The sequence below is a fragment of the Micromonospora sp. DT44 genome (genome assembly GCF_049841635.1).
Lineage (GTDB): Bacteria > Actinomycetota > Actinomycetes > Mycobacteriales > Micromonosporaceae > Micromonospora.
Genome location: NZ_JBNCKS010000035.1, coordinates 1 through 17,824 on the forward strand (window position 1 = coordinate 1; position 17,824 = coordinate 17,824).

Below are 17,824 nucleotides of genomic sequence, written 5' to 3' on the forward strand. Positions count from 1 at the left end.
CCAACGCCGTCCGGTATGGACGTTACGCCCGTGTCATCCCCACTCGGCCGCCGAATCTTGCTGAGATCACCTCAGTATCCAGTTCAGCCGACCGATCCTGTTCCGCGTCATCCGCGTGCTCGATTGGCCCACCTACGACGGGTGGGTCTGGCTCGACGGCTACGAGGTCGGACCGAGAATGGACGCGATCGCCCGACGGTCGATCTTCGTACGGCCCGCCGGACTGCGACCGGTCGTCAGATCGCGGGCAAGGGAGCGCTGACACAGGTCAGGCCGCTCAAGGCCAGGCCGGGCATTTGATCGACTCCGGTTCACGGAAAGCGGGGTGTCCGCGTGTGGCGGACACCCCGGTTTCCGTGAAGTCGAGTCGATCACGCGCCCGGCGGACGGAGGCCGGACCTCACGCGTCGACGGCGGCCATCACGTCGTCGGACACGTCGAAGTTCGCGTAGACGTTCTGCACGTCGTCGCAGTCTTCCAGGACGTCGATCAGCTTGAAGATCTTGCGGGCGCCCTCTTCGTCCAGCGGCACGTTCATGCTGGGGATCAGGGAGGACTCCGCCGACTCGTACTCGATGCCGGCGTCCTGCAACGCCGTCCGCACCGGGATCAGGTCGGTCGGCTCGGAGACCACCTCGAACGCCTCACCGAGGTCGTTGACCTCCTCGGCGCCAGCGTCGAGGACGGCCATCATGATGTCGTCCTCGCTGGTGCCCTCCTTGGGCACGATCACCACGCCCTTGCGGGAGAACATGTACGACACCGAGCCGGCGTCGGCGAGCGAGCCGCCGTTGCGGGTCAGCGCGGTGCGCACCTCGGTGGCCGCCCGGTTGCGGTTGTCGGTGAGGCACTCGATCAGCATGGCCACACCGTTCGGGCCGTACCCCTCATACATGATCGTCTGCCAGTCGGCGCCGCCGGCTTCCAGACCGGAGCCGCGCTTGACGGCGCGGTCGATGTTGTCGTTCGGCACCGAGCTCTTCTTCGCCTTCTGGATGGCGTCGAAGAGTGTCGGGTTGCCGGAGGGGTCGCCGCCGCCGGTCCGCGCAGCCACCTCGACGTTCTTGATCAGCTTGGCGAACATCTTGCCGCGCTTGGCGTCGATGACGGCCTTCTTGTGCTTGGTGGTCGCCCACTTTGAGTGGCCGGACATCTTCTACCTCCGTCTGTCATTGCACGCCTGCGTCGACTGCCGCACCGATTCCGCGCCGCATCCGGCGGTCCGGCGGCCGGTCGGCCCCGCGGGAAGTGCCGCGCCGGGTGACGGCCCTGCCGAACCGCGGCAATCTTACCGAGGTCACGCCCCGCCATGTCACACCCGGGACCCGCGCGGGGCAGCGGCGCGGCGTCGGGGCCCCTCAGACCAACGGCCTGGGGGCCCGATCCATGCCCGCGAGGCGGCGTCGGCCGTTCAGGCGGTGCGCGCCAACTCGACGAAGTACGCGTGCAGGCGCAGGTCGCCCGTCAGCTCGGGGTGGAAGGAGGTGGCCAGCAGGTTGCCCTGCCGGACCGCCACGATTCGCTCGGCAGCCGGGCCGCCGCTCACCGTGCCGATCACCTCGACGGCCGGGCCGACCCGCTCGACCCACGGCGCGCGGATGAACACCGCGTGGAAGGGGTCGCCCGCCACGCCGGTGATCTCCACCGGCGCCTCGAACGAGTCGACCTGCCGCCCGAACGCGTTGCGCCGTACCGTCATGTCGATGCCGGCGAAACCGCGCTGGTCGGCGCGGCCGTCCAGCACCTCGGTGGCCAACATGATCATGCCGGCGCAGGAGCCGTAGACGGGCATGCCGTCGGCGATCCGCTTGTCGATCGGCTCGCGCATCTCGAAGATGTCGACGAGCTTGCTGATGGTGGTGGACTCGCCGCCGGGGATCACCAGACCGTCGACCGCGTCCAGCTCGCCCGGGCGGCGGACCGGACGGGCGTCCGCGCCCGCCGCGGTCAGCGCCGCCACATGCTCGCGCACGTCACCCTGCAGCGCGAGAACGCCGATCACGCTCACCAGCCGCGCTCGGCCAGGCGGTGCGGCTGGGGAATCTCGTCGACGTTGATGCCGACCATCGCCTCACCCAGACCACGGGAGACCTTGGCCAGCACGTCCGGGTCGTCGTGGAAGGTGGTGGCCTTGACGATCGCGGCGGCCCGCTGCGCCGGGTTACCGGCCTTGAAGATGCCGGAGCCGACGAACACGCCCTCCGCGCCGAGCTGCATCATCATCGCGGCGTCCGCCGGGGTGGCGATCCCACCGGCGGTGAACAGCACGACCGGAAGCTTGCCGCTCTCGGCGACCTCCTTGACCAGCTCGTACGGGGCCTGCAACTCCTTGGCCGCCACGTACAGCTCGTCGGCCGGCAGCGACGACAGCCGGCGGATCTCCTGCCGGATCTTCCGCATGTGGGTGGTGGCGTTGGAGACGTCACCGGTGCCGGCCTCGCCCTTGGAGCGGATCATGGCCGCGCCCTCGGTGATCCGGCGCAGCGCCTCGCCCAGGTTGGTCGCGCCGCAGACGAAGGGCACCGTGAACGCCCACTTGTCGATGTGGTTCGCGTAGTCGGCCGGGGTCAGCACCTCGGACTCGTCGACGTAGTCCACGCCCAGCGACTGGAGGATCTGCGCCTCGACGAAGTGGCCGATGCGGGCCTTGGCCATCACCGGGATCGAGACCGCCGAGATGATGCCGTCGATCATGTCGGGGTCGCTCATCCGGGACACCCCGCCCTGCGCGCGGATGTCAGCGGGCACCCGCTCCAACGCCATCACCGCGACCGCGCCGGCGTCCTCGGCGATCTTGGCCTGCTCGGCGTTGACGACGTCCATGATCACGCCGCCCTTGAGCATCTCGGCCATGCCCCGCTTCACGCGGGCCGTGCCGACGACGGGGGCGGTACCGGTGGTCGATGCGGTGGTGTCGGACACGGATCGGCGCTCCTAGAACGTGCGGCGGCGGTGGCAGCGAAAATGCTACGCACGGCGCAACGCCGTTTCGACAGCCAATCAGACCCCCGGTGGCCTGCTCTGTGGCCCCGCTCACGGTCCGCCGGCATCGCTTTCGACCTGGTCAGCCGGCCGGCACGTCCGCCGGCACGACGAGCGTCGGATCGTCGATGTCGAAGTAGCGCGGCCACTCACGGCCCCGCCCCATCCGCAACAACCGCACCAGCGGACGGCTACGCGCCGACCGGGCGTCGCGGACCAGGTCGGTGTGCACCTGCCGGGACAACGCGAGCCGGCGACTCGCCGCGATGACCGCCGTGCAGTCCGCGTCGCCCGGATCCAACCGCACCGTGCGTAGCTGCCGGGTCAGGTCGTTCTCCGCCGCCTCCCGCTCGTCCGGCACGGCGTCGAGCGCGATCCGGGCCGCCGCGTAGAGCTCGACGCCGAACCGCCGCTCCGCCAGCACCGCGGCGGCCGCCGCCCGGCGCAACAGGTGGGCGTCGAGGGCCCGCGCCGCAAGCTCCGCGCGGGCCTGCAGCCGCTCGACCCGGCCGGCGGTCCAGATGAGGTACGCCGCAAGCACCCCCACGAGCACACTCGCGGCCACCACCCACCACATGTGCGGCATCGTAGTGCTGCTCCGTTTCTCCTCCATCGCGCGCGTCGCCGCTCGTCACCGGCGTCACCAGCGCACCATCGGTCACTCCGGCTCAGCCCAGCCCCACCCATTCCTGGTCGATGACCCGTCCGTCGGTCGCCTCGATCGCCGCTGCGTATACCTCCAGAACACGGCGGGCAACCATGGGCCAGTCGAAATTCGCCACCACCTGATCACCGCAGGCCGTCAGCGCGGCCCGTGCTCCCGGATCGTCGAGCAACTCGGACAGCGCGTCCCGCAGCCCCACCGCGTCGCCGGTCGGGAACAACCGTCCCGCCCGCCCACCGTCGAGCACCCGGCGGAACGCGTCCAGGTCGCTCGCCACGACCGTGGTGCCGGCGGCCAACGCCTCGGTGAGGATCATCCCGAACGACTCGCCGCCGGTGTTCGGCGCCACGTAGAGGTGCACGCTGCGCAGCATCCGCGCCTTGTCCGGCTCGGAGACCAGACCGAGGAAGGTCACCCGATCCCGCAGCTCGGCCGGGAACTGGTCGTAGAGGTCGTCCGGGTCACCCGGGCCGGCTACCAGCAGCCGCAGGCCCGGGCGGGTCGCCGCCAGCGCCACGAAGGCGTCCCGCAGCACCGGGAAACCCTTGCGCGCCTCCGTGAACCGCCCCAGGAAGCCCAGCGTGCCGCCGGTGCCCGGCCCGCACTCCCCCGGCCACTCCGGCAGCGGCTCGGCGTGGGCGAACTTCGCCACCGCCACCCCGTTGGGGACCTCCACCGCCCCGCCGTCCATGTGCTCGACCTGGACCTTGCGGGCCAGCGCGCTCACCGCGATCCGGGCGGTGATCCGCTCCAACACGATCTGCAGCACGCCCTGCGCGGCCGCCAGCACCCGCGAGCGGGTCATCGCCGTGTGGAAGGTGGCCACCACCGGCCCACGCGCCGACAGCACCGCCAGCAGGGACAGGCTCAACGTCAGCGGCTCGTGCACGTGCAGCACGTCGAAGTCACCGTTGGTGAGCCACCGTCGGACCCGGGCCGTGGAGACCGGGCCGAACGCGATCCGGGCCACCGACCCGTTGTACGGCAGCGGCACCGCCCGACCGGCCGACACCACGTACTCCGGCAGGTCGGCGTCCTCGTCGGCCGGCGCGAGCACGCTGACCTCGTGCCCGAGGGTGATCAGCGTCTCGGCGAGGTCCACGACGTGGTTCTGCACGCCGCCGGGCACGTCGAAGGAGTACGGGCAGACGATACCGATCCGCATGCGTCAGCCACCCCCTTCAGGACCGACCCGAGGTAGACGCCGGCAGATCCGTGCCCCCCGCGCCGCGCTGGTCCAGCCACATCCGCTGCAACATGTGCCAGTCTTGCGGATGCCGGGCGATACCCGCCGCCAGACGGTCGGCGATCATCTGGGTCAGCGACCGGACCCGCACGTCCAGCGGCCCCGCCTCCGGCCCGGGCACCGGCAGCGGGCCGGCGAGCGACGCACACGCCCTGTCCTGCTCGTACCACATCGAGGCCACGTAGAGCGGCGCACCGGTGTGTATCGCGAGCAGCGCGGGGCCGGCGGGCATGCGCGTCTTCGCGCCGAAGAAGTCCACCTCGACGCCACGGGCCGACAGGTCCCGGTCGGCCAGCAGCGGCACGATCGCCCCTGAGCGCAGGCGGTCCAGCAGCACGTCGAACGCCGGACGCGGGCCGCCGTGGGTGGGCAGGATCTCCATCCCCAGCTTCCCGCGGAACGCCACGAAACGCTTGTAGAGCCCCTCCGGCTTGAGCCGCTCCATGACGGTGGTGATGGGCCAGCCGGAGGCCGCCACCCAGGCGCCCGCCGCGTCCCAGTTGCCGGCGTGCGGCAGCGCCACCACCGCGCCCCGGCCGGCGGCCACGTCGGCGGCCAGCAGCTCCGCGCCGTCGAGATGGAACCCGGACAGGATCTGCGCCCGGCTCAACGACGGCAGGCGGAACGCCTCCATCCAGTACCGGGCGTACGAGCGCAGGCCACGCCGCACGAGGTCGTCCAGCTCGGCCTCGGGCACCTCCGGGCCGATAACTCGGCGCAGGTTGGCGCGCAGTCGAGTCGTACTCCCGCCGCCCTGGCGGTGCGCGCGGTCCGCGCCCTTCGCGAACGCCGCCGCCACCAGCGGCCGGGGCAGCGCGCGGACCAGCCGCCAGCCAGCGACGTAGCCCAGCTCGGTGAGGTTCACGCGGCCCGGCCGCCGGTCGCGCTCACGCCTGACCGTCCGGCTGGAGCTGCTGGGCCTGGCGGTAGACGTGCGCCATGCGCTGCCCCACCGTGAAGATCGAGATGGCGGCCAACAGCCAGAGCGCGATCTCCAACGCGGGCTTCACGCCCACGCCGGTGAGGATCCCGCCGACACCGACGATCAGCAGTCGCTCGGTGCGCTCGGCGATGCCCACGTTGCAGGTCATGCCCAGCCCCTCGGCACGCGCCTTCACGTACGAGACGAGCCCGCCAGCGGCCAGGCAGAGCAGCGCGGCGGCGACGCCCGAGTGGTCACCCTGGGTGGCCAGCCAGTACGCCACCGCGCCGAAGACAGCGCTGTCGGCGACCCGGTCCATGCTTGAGTCGAGGAACGCGCCGAATCGGGTGGAACCGCCGCTCATCCGGGCCATCGTCCCGTCGAGCAGGTCGGTCAACGCGAACAGAGTCACGATCAACGCGCCCGCGACCAGATGGCCGCGGGCACCGAAGCCGAGCGCGCCGACGAGCACACCAACGGTGCCCGCGACGGTGACGACATTGGGGGTGACGCCCGCGCGCAGCAGGGCGCGGGCAATCGGCTCGACGACGCGGGTCATCCCCGCGCGGGCCGACACTTGGAAGATCTTCGCCATGGCGGTCCCCACGATAACGGTCCGCCCAGCTCCGGCCATAACGCCGGTCCCGGCGACCCGCCCGGGGCAAGCTTGTGCGTGTCCGGCAACGGGTGTGAGATCGAGCCGGAAGGTGACCCAGCTCACCCACCCGCCCGTTGGTTTTTCACTTCGGAGCAGACCGCCGGAGGATATTGCCGCGCACTCGCCCCGGGCCGCTTCCATCTCGCGCGGCGGTCGCCACCACCGGCTGAGGGAGGTGCGCCACCATGGCGCAGGAACATCAGGACAACGTCACCACCGGCGGCACGCCGGTGGTGACCGACCCCGCGCGGATACGCAACGTGGTGCTCGTCGGTCACTCCGGCGCGGGCAAGACAACGCTCGTCGAGGCGTTGCTCGCCGCGACCGGCACGACCGTGGGCGACCACGACCCCGCCGCCGTACGCCAGCAACCCTCGGCGGGTCTGTCCTGCGCATCCCTGCTGCACGACGGCATCAAGGTCAACCTGCTGGACACCCCCGGTGACGCCGAATTCGTCGGTGAGTTGCGCGCCGGCCTGCGGGCCGCCGACGCCGCGCTGTTCGTGGTCTCGGCTTCCGACGGTATGGACGCGGCCACCGTCGCCCGGTGGGAGGAGTGCGCCGCGCTCGACATGCCGCGCGCTGTCGCGGTGGCCCGTCTCGATGCGCCCCGCGCCGACTTCGACGAGACGGTGGCGCTCTGCCAGCGGCTCTTCGGCGACAATGTGATGGCCCTCTACCTGCCGATGCTCGGCGACGACGGCGTCTCCACCGAGGGGCTGCTCGGGCTGATCACCCGCCGGGTCTTCGACTACACCGCCGGGCTGCCCGCCGACGTACGCGCCCCCGACCCGGAGCACCAGCGGGCCATCGACGAGTCCCGGGACGAGCTGATCGAGGGGATCATCGCCGAGAGCGAGGACGACACCCTCATGGACCGCTACCTCGACGGCGAGGAGATCAGCGACAAGGTGCTCGTCGACGACCTGGAGAAGGCCGTGGCCCGGGCCCACTTCTATCCGGTGGTGCCCGTCTGCGCCGAGACCGGCGTCGGCCTGGACGCGCTGCTGGAGGTGCTGACCGCCGCGTTCCCGTCACCGCTGGAGCGCGAGCTGCCGGCGGTCACCGGCGTGGACGGCTCCCCCCGCCCGCCGCTGAGCTGCGACCCGGACGGCCCGCTCGTCGCCGAGGTCGTCAAGACCACCGTCGATCAGCACGTCGGCCGGGTCTCGCTGGTCCGGGTCTTCACCGGCACGCTGCGCCCCGACGCGACAGTGCACGTGCGCGGGCACGGCACGGCTGAGCGGGGGCATCCCGACCACGACGCCGACGAGAGGGTCGGGCACATCCACACGCCGCTGGGCGCGACCCTGCGCACGGTGCCGCACTGCGTGGCCGGTGACATCTGCGCGATCACCACGTCACCCGGCGCGAAGACCGGTGACACCATCTCGGCCGAGGACGACCCGCTGCTGATCGCGTCGTGGGAGACGTCCTGGACGGCTAACACCTGACCTTACGCCGGGGCCGGCTACCCTCGGGCACCTGCGTGGAAGCGGATACCGTCGTCGGCGGTATACCTCAGAGTCATATTCATACCTCTGAGGTATACCGCTCCACAGAACATCGACAGGGCAGCCCGCCAAAGGTCACGGGTGGACCGTCGGGTGGGTGGGGCGGGGCCAGTGGGGGCGGTCGGCGTCCCGGAGGGCCGCCGTGCGCAGGGCGGCTAGTTGGCGTTCCACCTCGACGAACTGGTCCGCCGGCAGCGGGCCGCGGTGCAGTGCCGCCGCGTTCTCCTCGACCTGGGCGACGGTACGGCAACCCGGGATCGGGATGGTCCGCCCGCTGCGGGCCCAGATCCAGCCCAACGCGCCCTGGGCGAGGGTACGACCGTCGGCGGTCAGCGCGGCACGGACCGCTCCGACCCGGCGCAGCCACTCCGGCGCCGGCCGGCCGCCGCGGAACCACTCCAGCCAGCCCGGCGTCAACCCGCGTACGTCGTCACGGGGCAGCGTGGACGCGGCCGTGTACTTGCCGGTGAGCAGTCCCATCCCGAGGGGCCCCTGGTCGATGCTGGCCAGGTCGTACTTGTCGCAGACGGCGAGCACCTCGGGGGCGTCGCGCAGCACGGACAGGGCGTGCTGCACGGCGGTGGCCCCCGGGGCGGCCGGCCCGAGCGCGGCGGCCCGGTCGGCGCGGTCGGTGCTCCACCCGTACGCCCGGATCAGGCCCTCGGCGACGAGATCCTCGCAGGCGGCGAACAACGCCTCCGCCCGGCGCACGGGCAGGTCGGCCAGGTGGAGCTGGTACAGGTCGATCCGGTCGGTGCCCAACCGGCGCAGCGAGGCGGTGACGGCCCGCCGCAGGTACGCCGGTGACGCGTCCTCGCCGGTGGCCTGCCGGGTCGCCTCGTCGAACGTGTAACCCCACTTGGTGGCGATCACGGCGTCGTCCCGGTGGCCGGCGAGCGCCCGGCCCAGCACCCGCTCGCCGTGCCCCGCGCCGTACGTGTCGGCGGTGTCGAAGAGGGTCACGCCCAGCTCGAGCGCGCGGCGTACGGCCCGCACCGACTCGTCGTCGTCGACCGCGCCCCAGCCCAACGGCTGGCTGCCCTCCGCCCAGGGGCCGGCGATCGCCCAGCACCCCATGCCGAGGGCGCTGACCTCGATGCCGCTGCGCCCCAACATCCGTGTCGTGACTGCCATCGGCCGATCGTGCCACCTTCGACGGGCCGGGGTGTAGCAACCACCGACGCGGAAACGCGGTACGCGCGCGCCGACGGCGTGCGGCATGATCGTCGCCATGCGACGGCTGGGCGTGGACATCGGTGGGGTGCTCATCGAACCGGCCGACGATGACGCCGACACCTCCTTCTTCGGCGCGCACTACCTGCGTACGCCCATGGTCGACGGCGCGTTCGACGCGCTCGCGGCGCTCGGGCCGGCGTTCGACGAGGTGCACCTGGTCTCGAAGTGCGGCGAGTCCACCGAGCGGCGGACCCTCCAGTGGTTGGCGCACCACGACTTCACGGCCCGCACTGGGATCCCGGTCGAGCGGATGCACTTCTGCCGGACCCGTCCGGCCAAGGCGCCGATCGCCCGGCGGCTCGGCCTGACCCACTTCGTGGACGACAAGTTGGAGGTGCTGGGCTACCTCGACTCGGTGCCGCACCGGTTCCTGTTCCGACCCCGCCCGGCGCAGGTCGCCGCGTACGCCGCGCTGCTGCCGCTCGTACACCGGGTGGAGAGCTGGCCGGAGCTGGTTCCGCTGCTGCGCGCCGACTAGCCGGCCCGGCGCGGACGCCGCGCGGTCAGGACGGCCAGGCGCGGGCGAACAGGTCGCGGGTGTCGTGCAGCAGCTGCGGCAGCACCTTGGTACGGCCGATCACCGGCATGAAGTTCGCGTCGCCGCCCCAGCGCGGCACCACGTGCTGGTGCAGGTGGGCGGCGATGCCGGCGCCGGCGACGCCACCCTGGTTCATGCCGAGGTTGAAGCCGTGCGCGTTGCTCACCTTGCGGATCACCCGCATCGCGGTCTGGGTGTGGGACGCCAGCTCCACGGTCTCCGCCTCGTCGAGGTCGGTGTAGTCGGCGACGTGCCGGTACGGGCAGACCAGCAGGTGCCCCGGGTTGTACGGGTAGAGGTTGAGCACGACGAAGACGTGCTCGCCGCGGGCCACCACGAGGCTCTCCTCGGCGGGCAGCCCGGGGGCGAGACAGAACGGGCAGCCGATCGGCTTCTCGTAGCCCTCGGCGGGGCGGTCCTCACCCGAGATGTAGGTCATCCGGTGCGGCGTCCAGAGCCGTTCGAGGCCGTCCGCCATGCCGCCGCTGTCCGTGTGTCGCTCCGCCCCTGTCACGAGCCGATCCTACGGAGCCGGGCCGGCGGGCCGCGACACCCGTGACCGGAAACTCGCTGCTGCAACTTCTTGACGGAGTCGAGACTCAGCCCTGAAACTTCCATTCATTCATTTCATTAGATCGATGGATGGAGAGCTTCATGATCCGTCAGCTCGGCAGGATCCTCGCGGCGCTCGCGCTGGCCGCCGTCACCACCGTGACCGGGGTCACTCTCACCTCCAGCGCCGCGCACGCCGACGGCTGCTACACCTGGGGTCGCACCCTGTCCCAGGGGATGTCCGGCGAGGACGTCCGGCAACTGCAGATCCGCGTCGCCGGCTACCCCGGTTACGCCGCCGTGCTCACCATCGACGGCGCGTTCGGCCCGGCCACACGGTCGGCGGTGATCCGCTTCCAGCAGGCGTACGGGCTGGGCGCGGACGGAATCGCCGGCCCGAACACCTTCAACCGGCTCTACGCGCTCCAGGACGACGACTGCACACCCGCCAACTTCAGCTATGCCGAGCTGAACAACTGCAACAGCACCTGGTCCGGCGGCGCGGTCTCGGCGAGCACCGCCCGCGCCAACGCGCTCGTCTCGATGTGGAAGCTCCAGGCGCTGCGGCGCGCCCTCGGCGACGTACCCATCGCGATCAGCAGCAGCTTCCGCAGCTACGCCTGCAACAGCGCGGTCGGCGGGGCGTCGAACAGCCGGCACCTCTACGGCGACGCGGTCGACCTGGTCGGCTCACCGTCGTTCTGCCGGCTCGCCCAGCAGGCCCGCTACCACGGCTTCGGCCAGATCCTCGGCCCCGGCTACCCGGACCACAACGACCACACCCACGTGGCGGCGGTCGGCGGCTGGTCAGCGCCGAACTGCGGTATCTGACCCGATCGCTCGGGCCGCCGCCCGGGCGATGATCGCGCTCGAACATGGAAGTAGTGGCCTCCCCGCTTCGGGAGGCCACTACTTCATGGATCGAGCACGATCATGACGCGCGGCGCGCGGGGCTACTTCGCGGCGGCGGACGGGCCGATGTTGGTGCGAGAGGTGACCACGTCCAGGATGTGGGTCACCGCCTCGGCGATCGGCACACCGTTGCGCTGCGAGCCGTCGCGGTAGCGGAAGGAGACGGTGCCGGCGGCCACGTCGTCGTCACCGGCGATCACCATGAACGGGATCTTCTGCTGCTGCGCCGTCCGGATCTTCTTCTGCATCCGGTCGTCGCCCGCGTCCACCTGCGCCCGGATGCCCTCGGCGCGCAGCGCCGCGACGAAACCGTGCAGGTAGTCGGTGTGGTCCTCGCGGATCGGGATGCCGACCACCTGCACCGGGGCCAGCCAGGCCGGGAACGCGCCCGCGTAGTGCTCGGTGAGCACACCGAAGAACCGCTCGATCGACCCGAACAGCGCCCGGTGGATCATCACGGGACGCTGGCGGCTGCCGTCGGCGGCCTGGTAGTCCAGCCCGAAGCGCTCCGGCTGGTTGAAGTCGACCTGGATAGTGGACATCTGCCAGGTCCGGCCGATCGCGTCGCGGGCCTGCACGGAGATCTTCGGCCCGTAGAACGCCGCGCCACCCGGGTCGGGCACCAGCGCCAGGCCGGAGGTCGCGGCGGCGGTACGCAGCGCCTCGGTGGCCTCCGCCCAGTCCTCGTCCGCGCCGATGAACTTGGGCGAGTCGTCGCGGGTCGACAGCTCCAGGTAGAAGTCGTCCAGGCCGTAGTCGCGCAGCAGGTCGAGCACGAAGCTCAGCAGCGTGGACAGCTCACCGGCCATCTGCTCGCGGGTGCAGTAGATGTGCGAGTCGTCCTGGGTCAGACCCCGGACCCGGGTCAGGCCGTGCACCACGCCGGACTTCTCGTACCGGTAGACGGTGCCGAACTCGAACATCCGCAGCGGCAGCTCCCGGTACGACCGCCCGCGCGACCTGAAGATCAGGTTGTGCATCGGGCAGTTCATCGCCTTGAGGTAGTAGTCCGCGCCCTCAAGCTGCATGGGCGGGAACATCGTGTCCGCGTAGTACGGCAGGTGACCGGAGGTGTGGAACAGCTGCGCCTTGGTGATGTGCGGAGTGTTGACGAACTCGTATCCCGCCTCCTCGTGCCGCCGCCGCGAGTAGTGCTCCATCTCCCGACGGATGATGCCGCCCTTGGGGTGGAAGACCGCCAGGCCGGAGCCGATCTCGTCGGGGAAGCTGAACAGGTCCAGGTCCGCGCCGAGCTTGCGGTGGTCGCGCCGGGCGGCCTCCTCCAACAGCTTCAGGTACGCCTTCAGCTCGTCCCGGGTCGGCCACGCGGTGCCGTACACCCGCTGGAGCTGGGGGTTCTTCTCCGAACCGCGCCAGTACGCGGCGGCCGAGCGCATCAGCTTGAACGCGCCGATCAGGCGGGTGGTCGGCAGGTGCGGGCCCCGACACAGGTCCGACCAGCAGACCTTGTCCTCCTTGGCGTCGAGGTTGTCGTAGATGGTCAGCTCGCCGCCGCCCACCTCCATCACCTCGTCGGTGTCCAGGCCCTCGCCCTTGACCTCGATCAACTCCAGCTTGAACGGCTCGTCGGCCAGCTCGGCGCGCGCCTCGTCGAGGCTGCCGAAGCGGCGGCGACGGAACCGCTGCCCGGACTTGATGATCTCCTGCATGCGCTTCTCGAGCTTGCTGAGGTCATCGGGCTGGAACGGCTTGTCGACATCGAAGTCGTAGTAGAAGCCGTTCTCGATCGGCGGCCCGATGCCCAGCTTGGCCTCGGGGAAGACGTCCTGGACGGCCTGGGCGAGGACGTGCGCGGTGGAGTGCCGCAGCACGTTGAGCCCGTCCGGCGAGTCCAGGCTGACCGGCTCGACGGTCGTGTCCTCGGCCGGCGTCCAGTCCAGGTCGCGGAGCTGGCCCTGCGGATCGCGGACCACGACGATCGCCTTGGGGCCATTCGCGGGCAGTCCGGCCGCGGCCACCGCGTCGGCCGCCGTCGTCCCGGCGGCGACGACGACGGGGTCGGCCACGGCGGGGGTACGGGGTGCGGACACGGTGACTCCTCCAAGCGGTACGAAACGGTGCCGGTCCTCGGCTCCTGCCGATGCTATCGGTCGCGACGTCGGCACCTTCCGGACGGCTCGCGTTGAACCTTTCGCGCCTCGAATCCGAACTACCTGGTGTGGCCGGAAACCGGTGCCGGTCGCGCCGAGACGGATGGGGGCACGAGATGGCGAGCACGCACGGCGGTGACCGTCCGCGGCGGATCGCGGCGGTGACCGCGCTGACCGCGGCCGGGCTGCTGCTCTGGCCCGCTGCGGCGGCGCAGGCCGCGGACGTGACGACCACCCCGACGGAGGCACGGCAGGGCGACGCCGTACGGCTGGAGTTCAGCGTGCCCGAGGAGCGCGCCGGCACGACGACCAAGCAGATCGAGATCCGGTTGCCGGCCGACGCGCCGGTGGCCGAGGTCTACCCGATGTCGGTCGACGGCTGGGCGCCCAGGATCGACTCCAAGACCCTGGACAAGCCGGTGGCGGGCATCCACTCCTCCGGGGTGAGCACCGTGACCACGGCGGTGACGTGGGTCCGCGTCGGCCCGGGTGCGACCGGCCCGGCCAAGCTGGCCCTGTCCATGGGCCCGTTGCCGCAGGCCGAGCGGCTCACGTTCGAGGTCGTCCAGACGTACGCCGACGGCACGGTCGTCCGGTGGGCGGATGCCGACGGCGACCACCGCGCGCCGGCGCTGACGCTGCTGCCGGCGGTTCCGGGCGCCGCTGGACCGGCCGCGCACGGCGGCGGCCACGGGGCGCCCGCGGCCGGCGGACCCGCCGCCGGGGACAGTGGGTTGAATCCCGCACCGGTCGGCCGGGAGAGCGACGAGGAATCCGGCAACGCCGACGGGATGCTGGCCGCCGGCCTACTGGCCGGGCTGGGCGGCGGCGCGGCGATCGGCTGGGTGGTCAGTCGCTGGCGTCGACGCGACCCGGACCAGGCCGAGGCGCTCGACGAGGTGACCGGCAGCGGCGACGAGCCACCTTCCCTCGCCGAGGTCACCCGCCGCGCGGACGAGCCGGTGTCCGCCGCCCGCTGATCCACCCCAGGTTCCTGGAAACCGCGGCATCCGAGGCTCGCGGACAGCCCGATTTCCGGGAACCCGAGTCGATCAAACCCAGCCCGGCGCGGCCCTGGCCGTCAGGGCAGCCAGGCGGGTAGCGGCTCGCGGGCGGCCAGCCACGCGTCGGGGACGCCGCCCGGGGTGCCGACCCCGGTGTACGCCGCCACCACCGCCCCCGCGATGGCGGCCGTGGTGTCCACGTCGCCGCCGGCGCGTACGCAGGTCCGGATCGCCGCCGGGTAGTCGTCGAGGTGTGTCGCGGCCACCCAGAGCGTGAACGCGACGGTGTCCTGGGCGGTCACCCGGGCGCCGTTGCCGAGCGCGGCCACCACGCGGGACAGCGGGCGGCCGAGCAGCCCGACGGCGGTGTGTACGCCACGGTGCACCTCGGTGCCCGCGTCGACCACGGCGGCGACCCCGGCGAGGAGCCGGGCCGGGGCCGGTCGGTGGCCGTCGAGGCGGGCCCGGGCGGCGAGCGCGGCGGCCACCGCCACGGCGACCGCGCCGGCGGTCCCCTCGGGGTGCGCGTGGGTCACCTCGGCCGAGGCGCGTGCCTGCGCGGCCGCGCGGGCCGTGGAGTCGGCGAAGTACGCGCCCAGCGGACCCACCCGCATGGCTGCCCCGTTGCCGCAGGAGCCCTGCCCGTCGAAGGCGGACGCGGCGGCCACCGGCCACGGGGTGCCGCTGCGGATCAACCGCAGGATCAGCATCGCGCCCGCGCCGTAGCCGCGTCGCGCGTCGCAGCGCTCGGCGAACGCCAGCCGGTCCCGGTCGATGGTGCCCGCCGCGGCCAGTTCGGCGACGACCGAGCAGGCCATCTCGGTGTCGTCGGTCCAGGACCACGGTGCCGGTGGCAGGATGCCCGCGCCGGGATCGGTCACGCCCGACGGGCCGGTCCACGCGCCGAGCACGTCGTCGCCGGGAACGACGGCCGGGGCCGGCGGGGCGTACCGCTCGCCGAGCGCGTCACCGGTGGAGAGGCCGGCGAGACTGTCCCGGGCGAGCGCCAGCCGAGCGTCGGCGAACAGGGTGAAGGACATCGTCGTACCAGCTTGCCCGCTTCCCGGGTACGTCGCAACGCGATCAACTTGCCAGGCCAAGTACCGTCTTGTCGTGGCCTCCGTGCTCCTGGTCGAAGACGATCACGTCGTACGCGGCGCGATGCTGCGGTCCCTCGCTGACCGGGGGCACGCCGTGCACGCCGTGGGCACCGCCCTGGACGCGCTGCGAAGGGTCGCTGCGGAGACGCCCGACCTGGTGGTGCTGGACCTGGGCCTGCCCGATCTGGACGGGTCGGACGCGCTGCGGATGCTGCGCGGCATCACCGACATCCCGATCATCATCGCCACCGCGCGCGACGACGAGCAGTCGGTGGTCAGGCTGCTGCGCGCCGGGGCCGACGACTACATGGTCAAGCCGTTCACGGGCGCGCACCTGGACGCCCGCATCACCACGGTCCTGCGGCGCGCCGGACGGGCCAGCCGGACGGTGCAGCCGGCGGTGCACACCGTCGGCGGGCTGCGGGTGGACGTCGGTGAGCGCAGCGCCCATCTCGACGGGGAGCCGCTGGCGCTGACCCGTAAGGAATTTGACCTGCTGGCGTATCTCGCCGCACGACCCGGGCGGGTAGTGTCCCGCCGGGAACTCTTGGAGGAGGTATGGCGGCAGCCATCGGTCGGCGAGGATCAGACCATCGACGTACACCTGTACTGGCTTCGCCGAAAGATGGGCGAGTCCGCGGCGAAGCCGCGCTACCTGCGCACCGTGCGGGGGGTCGGGTTCCGGCTGGTGGCACCGGACTGAGGACGGCGCTGGCCCTGCTCACGGCCGGCATGTGCAGCCTCGTCGCGCTCGCGTTCCTGATCCCGCTCGGGTTGAGCCTGCGCGAGCAGACGCGCGAGGAGGCGATCGCCGACGCGGCCCGACGCAGCGCGCTGGTCACCGGCGCGTTGGCGGTGAGCACGGACCGCGCGGTGGTCGAACGGGCCGTCGTGGCCAGCGGCGACGATGCCGCCGTCCGGCCGGTGGTGTACGGGTTGGGGCTGGACGAGTCCGCGGGCCGCGCCGGTGGCGCCGATCTGGACCGGGCCCGCGCCGACCGCCGCTCGCTGGTCACCGACGTCGACGGCGGGGTGGTGCGGCTCGACCCGGTGGTCCTGGGTGACCGGACGGCCGTGGTCGAGGTGTTCGTACCGGACTCGGCGCTGAGCGAGGGAGCCGGCGGCACGTGGCTGCTGCTGTTCGCGGTGGGCGCGGCGATGGTGGGCGCGGCGGTGCTGGTGGTCGACCGGGTGGCCGCCCGTGCGGTGGACGCCACCCAGGGGCTGGTCAAGGCCGCCCTGGCCATCGGCGACGGCGACCAGGGCGTACGCGTGGACCCGACCGGCCCGCGCGAGCTGGCGGAGGCCGGGTTCGCCTTCAACCGGATGGCCGACCGGCTGGACGCGGCCCGCACGGACGAGCGAGAGCTGGTGGCCGACCTGTCGCACCGGTTGCGGACGCCGCTGACCGTGCTGCGTCTGGACGCGGAGGCGCTGGAGTCCGACGACACGAGCGTGGGTTCGTTCAGCCCGGCGGAGTTGGACCGGCTGCGCGGGATCCGGCGGATCAGGCAGGCGATCGTCACCCTGGAGGGTGAGATCGACGTGCTGATCAAGACCACCCGCAAGGCGGTGGCGCACGAGGCCGGCCCGGCCATGTGCGACGTCAGCGAGGTGGTCCGGGACCGGATGGTGTTCTGGGCGGCGCTGGCCGGTGACCAGAACCGGCCACACCGGGTCACCGGGGCGCAACTGCGCATCCCCGCGCCCGTGCCGCGGGCCGAGCTGGCCGCCGCGTTGGACGCGGTGATCGGCAACGTCTTCCGCTACACGCCGCAGGGTACGGCGTTCGAGGTCGCCGTGTCCCGCCGCGACGGGTACGTGGCGATCCGGATCGACGACGCCGGCCCGGGGATCGCCAACCCGGATCGGGCGCTGCGGCGGGGCGCCAGCGACCAGGGCTCGACCGGGCTCGGCCTGGACATCGCCAAGCGGGTGTCATTGCAGGCGAACGGCTCGGTGAGCATCGACCGGGCCCGGCTGGGCGGCGCCAGCGTGGTGATGCTGCTCGCCGACCCCGAGGCGACGCCCCGGCAGGTCAACCGGTTCGGCCTGGTGGGCCGGATGGCCCGCGACGCCCGGGATCAGAAGAGCAGCGGTCGTCGCTGGCCCCGCCAGCGCCCCACCGACGACTGAACGTCCACCGGCGGGCGAGGACCGCCCGACCGACGACCGAGCACTGTCGACCGACGGCCGAGGCCCGCCCGGCCGATCGGTTGACGGGCACGCTCCGATCGGCCGGGCGGGCCGGGGCTGTGCGGCGGCACAAGTCTTCCTTAGATCGAGGTTAACGAGCGCGGTCAGCCGCTTGCGGGCTGACAGGATCAGTGCACGAACCCACCAGTTCCACCGGCCAGCGCACCGCGCACCCACCGGCCGGTGGAG

The 17,824-nt window shown here is 72.2% G+C and carries 17 protein-coding genes and 1 pseudogene; 7 read left to right on the plus strand and 11 right to left on the minus strand.

What is annotated here, in order from left to right:
* Window positions 1-76 precede the first annotated feature (76 nt).
* Entirely contained in the window at window positions 77-262 is a 186-nt protein-coding gene (locus ACLQ25_RS20270) for a hypothetical protein (RefSeq protein ID WP_425732449.1), read from the plus strand.
* 138 nt (window positions 263-400) lie between these two features.
* On the opposite strand, the gene ACLQ25_RS20275 is transcribed toward ACLQ25_RS20270, so the two are convergent.
* The 7 genes from ACLQ25_RS20275 to pgsA form a co-directional block, all read right to left on the minus strand.
* A complete protein-coding gene (locus ACLQ25_RS20275; RefSeq protein ID WP_425732379.1) occupies window positions 401-1,153 on the minus strand; it encodes a YebC/PmpR family DNA-binding transcriptional regulator in 753 nt (250 codons plus the stop codon).
* A 258-nt stretch (window positions 1,154-1,411) separates the two neighbouring features.
* Window positions 1,412-2,011, minus strand: a complete 600-nt coding sequence (gene pdxT, locus ACLQ25_RS20280) for a pyridoxal 5'-phosphate synthase glutaminase subunit PdxT (protein ID WP_425732450.1) — start codon at window positions 2,009-2,011, stop codon at window positions 1,412-1,414.
* Window positions 2,005-2,922, minus strand: coding sequence for a pyridoxal 5'-phosphate synthase lyase subunit PdxS (gene pdxS / locus ACLQ25_RS20285; protein ID WP_357119612.1), 918 nt, complete (start codon window positions 2,920-2,922; stop codon window positions 2,005-2,007). Before pdxS ends, pdxT begins: the two co-directional genes overlap by 7 nt.
* Before the next feature lie 142 nt (window positions 2,923-3,064).
* Complete coding sequence (locus tag ACLQ25_RS20290; protein ID WP_425732380.1) at window positions 3,065-3,568, minus strand: hypothetical protein; 504 nt, start codon at window positions 3,566-3,568, stop codon at window positions 3,065-3,067.
* Window positions 3,569-3,650: 82 nt separating this feature from the next.
* Complete coding sequence (locus ACLQ25_RS20295; RefSeq protein ID WP_425732381.1) at window positions 3,651-4,811, minus strand: glycosyltransferase family 4 protein; 1,161 nt, start codon at window positions 4,809-4,811, stop codon at window positions 3,651-3,653.
* A 16-nt stretch (window positions 4,812-4,827) separates the two neighbouring features.
* Window positions 4,828-5,757, minus strand: coding sequence for a phosphatidylinositol mannoside acyltransferase (locus ACLQ25_RS20300; protein WP_425732382.1), 930 nt, complete (start codon window positions 5,755-5,757; stop codon window positions 4,828-4,830).
* 22 nt (window positions 5,758-5,779) lie between these two features.
* On the minus strand, window positions 5,780-6,409 hold the full coding sequence (gene pgsA, locus ACLQ25_RS20305; protein WP_425732383.1) for a phosphatidylinositol phosphate synthase: 630 nt from the start codon (window positions 6,407-6,409) through the stop codon (window positions 5,780-5,782).
* Window positions 6,410-6,657: 248 nt separating this feature from the next.
* Between pgsA and ACLQ25_RS20310 the strand changes: the two are divergent.
* A pseudogene (locus tag ACLQ25_RS20310) lies at window positions 6,658-7,902 on the plus strand (GTP-binding protein); the annotation flags it as partial.
* Between the two features lie 159 nt (window positions 7,903-8,061).
* On the opposite strand, the gene ACLQ25_RS20315 reads toward ACLQ25_RS20310, so the two are convergent.
* Complete coding sequence (locus ACLQ25_RS20315; RefSeq protein WP_425732384.1) at window positions 8,062-9,120, minus strand: aldo/keto reductase; 1,059 nt, start codon at window positions 9,118-9,120, stop codon at window positions 8,062-8,064.
* A 97-nt stretch (window positions 9,121-9,217) separates the two neighbouring features.
* Between ACLQ25_RS20315 and ACLQ25_RS20320 the strand changes: the two genes are divergently transcribed.
* Window positions 9,218-9,700: a hypothetical protein gene (locus tag ACLQ25_RS20320; RefSeq protein ID WP_425732385.1), complete on the plus strand. Its 483-nt coding sequence runs from the start codon at window positions 9,218-9,220 to the stop codon at window positions 9,698-9,700.
* A gap of 25 nt (window positions 9,701-9,725) precedes the next feature.
* Here ACLQ25_RS20320 and ACLQ25_RS20325 read toward each other — a convergent pair whose 3' ends face one another.
* Window positions 9,726-10,238, minus strand: coding sequence for an HIT family protein (locus tag ACLQ25_RS20325; RefSeq protein ID WP_425732451.1), 513 nt, complete (start codon window positions 10,236-10,238; stop codon window positions 9,726-9,728).
* Window positions 10,239-10,414: 176 nt separating this feature from the next.
* Between ACLQ25_RS20325 and ACLQ25_RS20330 the strand changes: the two genes are divergently transcribed.
* A complete protein-coding gene (locus ACLQ25_RS20330) occupies window positions 10,415-11,143 on the plus strand; it encodes a D-Ala-D-Ala carboxypeptidase family metallohydrolase (protein WP_425732386.1) in 729 nt (242 codons plus the stop codon).
* A 122-nt stretch (window positions 11,144-11,265) separates the two neighbouring features.
* On the opposite strand, the gene thrS is transcribed toward ACLQ25_RS20330, so the two are convergent.
* On the minus strand, window positions 11,266-13,275 hold the full coding sequence (gene thrS / locus ACLQ25_RS20335) for a threonine--tRNA ligase (protein WP_425732387.1): 2,010 nt from the start codon (window positions 13,273-13,275) through the stop codon (window positions 11,266-11,268).
* A gap of 176 nt (window positions 13,276-13,451) precedes the next feature.
* Between thrS and ACLQ25_RS20340 the strand changes: the two genes are divergently transcribed.
* A complete protein-coding gene (locus tag ACLQ25_RS20340) occupies window positions 13,452-14,315 on the plus strand; it encodes a DUF1775 domain-containing protein (RefSeq protein ID WP_425732388.1) in 864 nt (287 codons plus the stop codon).
* A gap of 101 nt (window positions 14,316-14,416) precedes the next feature.
* On the opposite strand, the gene ACLQ25_RS20345 is transcribed toward ACLQ25_RS20340, so the two are convergent.
* Entirely contained in the window at window positions 14,417-15,379 is a 963-nt protein-coding gene (locus tag ACLQ25_RS20345; protein WP_425732389.1) for an ADP-ribosylglycohydrolase family protein, read from the minus strand.
* A gap of 73 nt (window positions 15,380-15,452) precedes the next feature.
* Between ACLQ25_RS20345 and ACLQ25_RS20350 the strand changes: the two genes are divergently transcribed.
* A complete protein-coding gene (locus tag ACLQ25_RS20350; RefSeq protein ID WP_425732390.1) occupies window positions 15,453-16,142 on the plus strand; it encodes a response regulator transcription factor in 690 nt (229 codons plus the stop codon).
* Between the two features lie 29 nt (window positions 16,143-16,171).
* Window positions 16,172-17,575 carry a HAMP domain-containing sensor histidine kinase gene (locus tag ACLQ25_RS20355; protein WP_425732391.1) on the plus strand — a complete coding sequence of 468 codons (1,404 nt, stop codon included), beginning with the start codon at window positions 16,172-16,174 and terminating at the stop codon, window positions 17,573-17,575.
* Window positions 17,576-17,824: the final 249 nt, after the last annotated feature.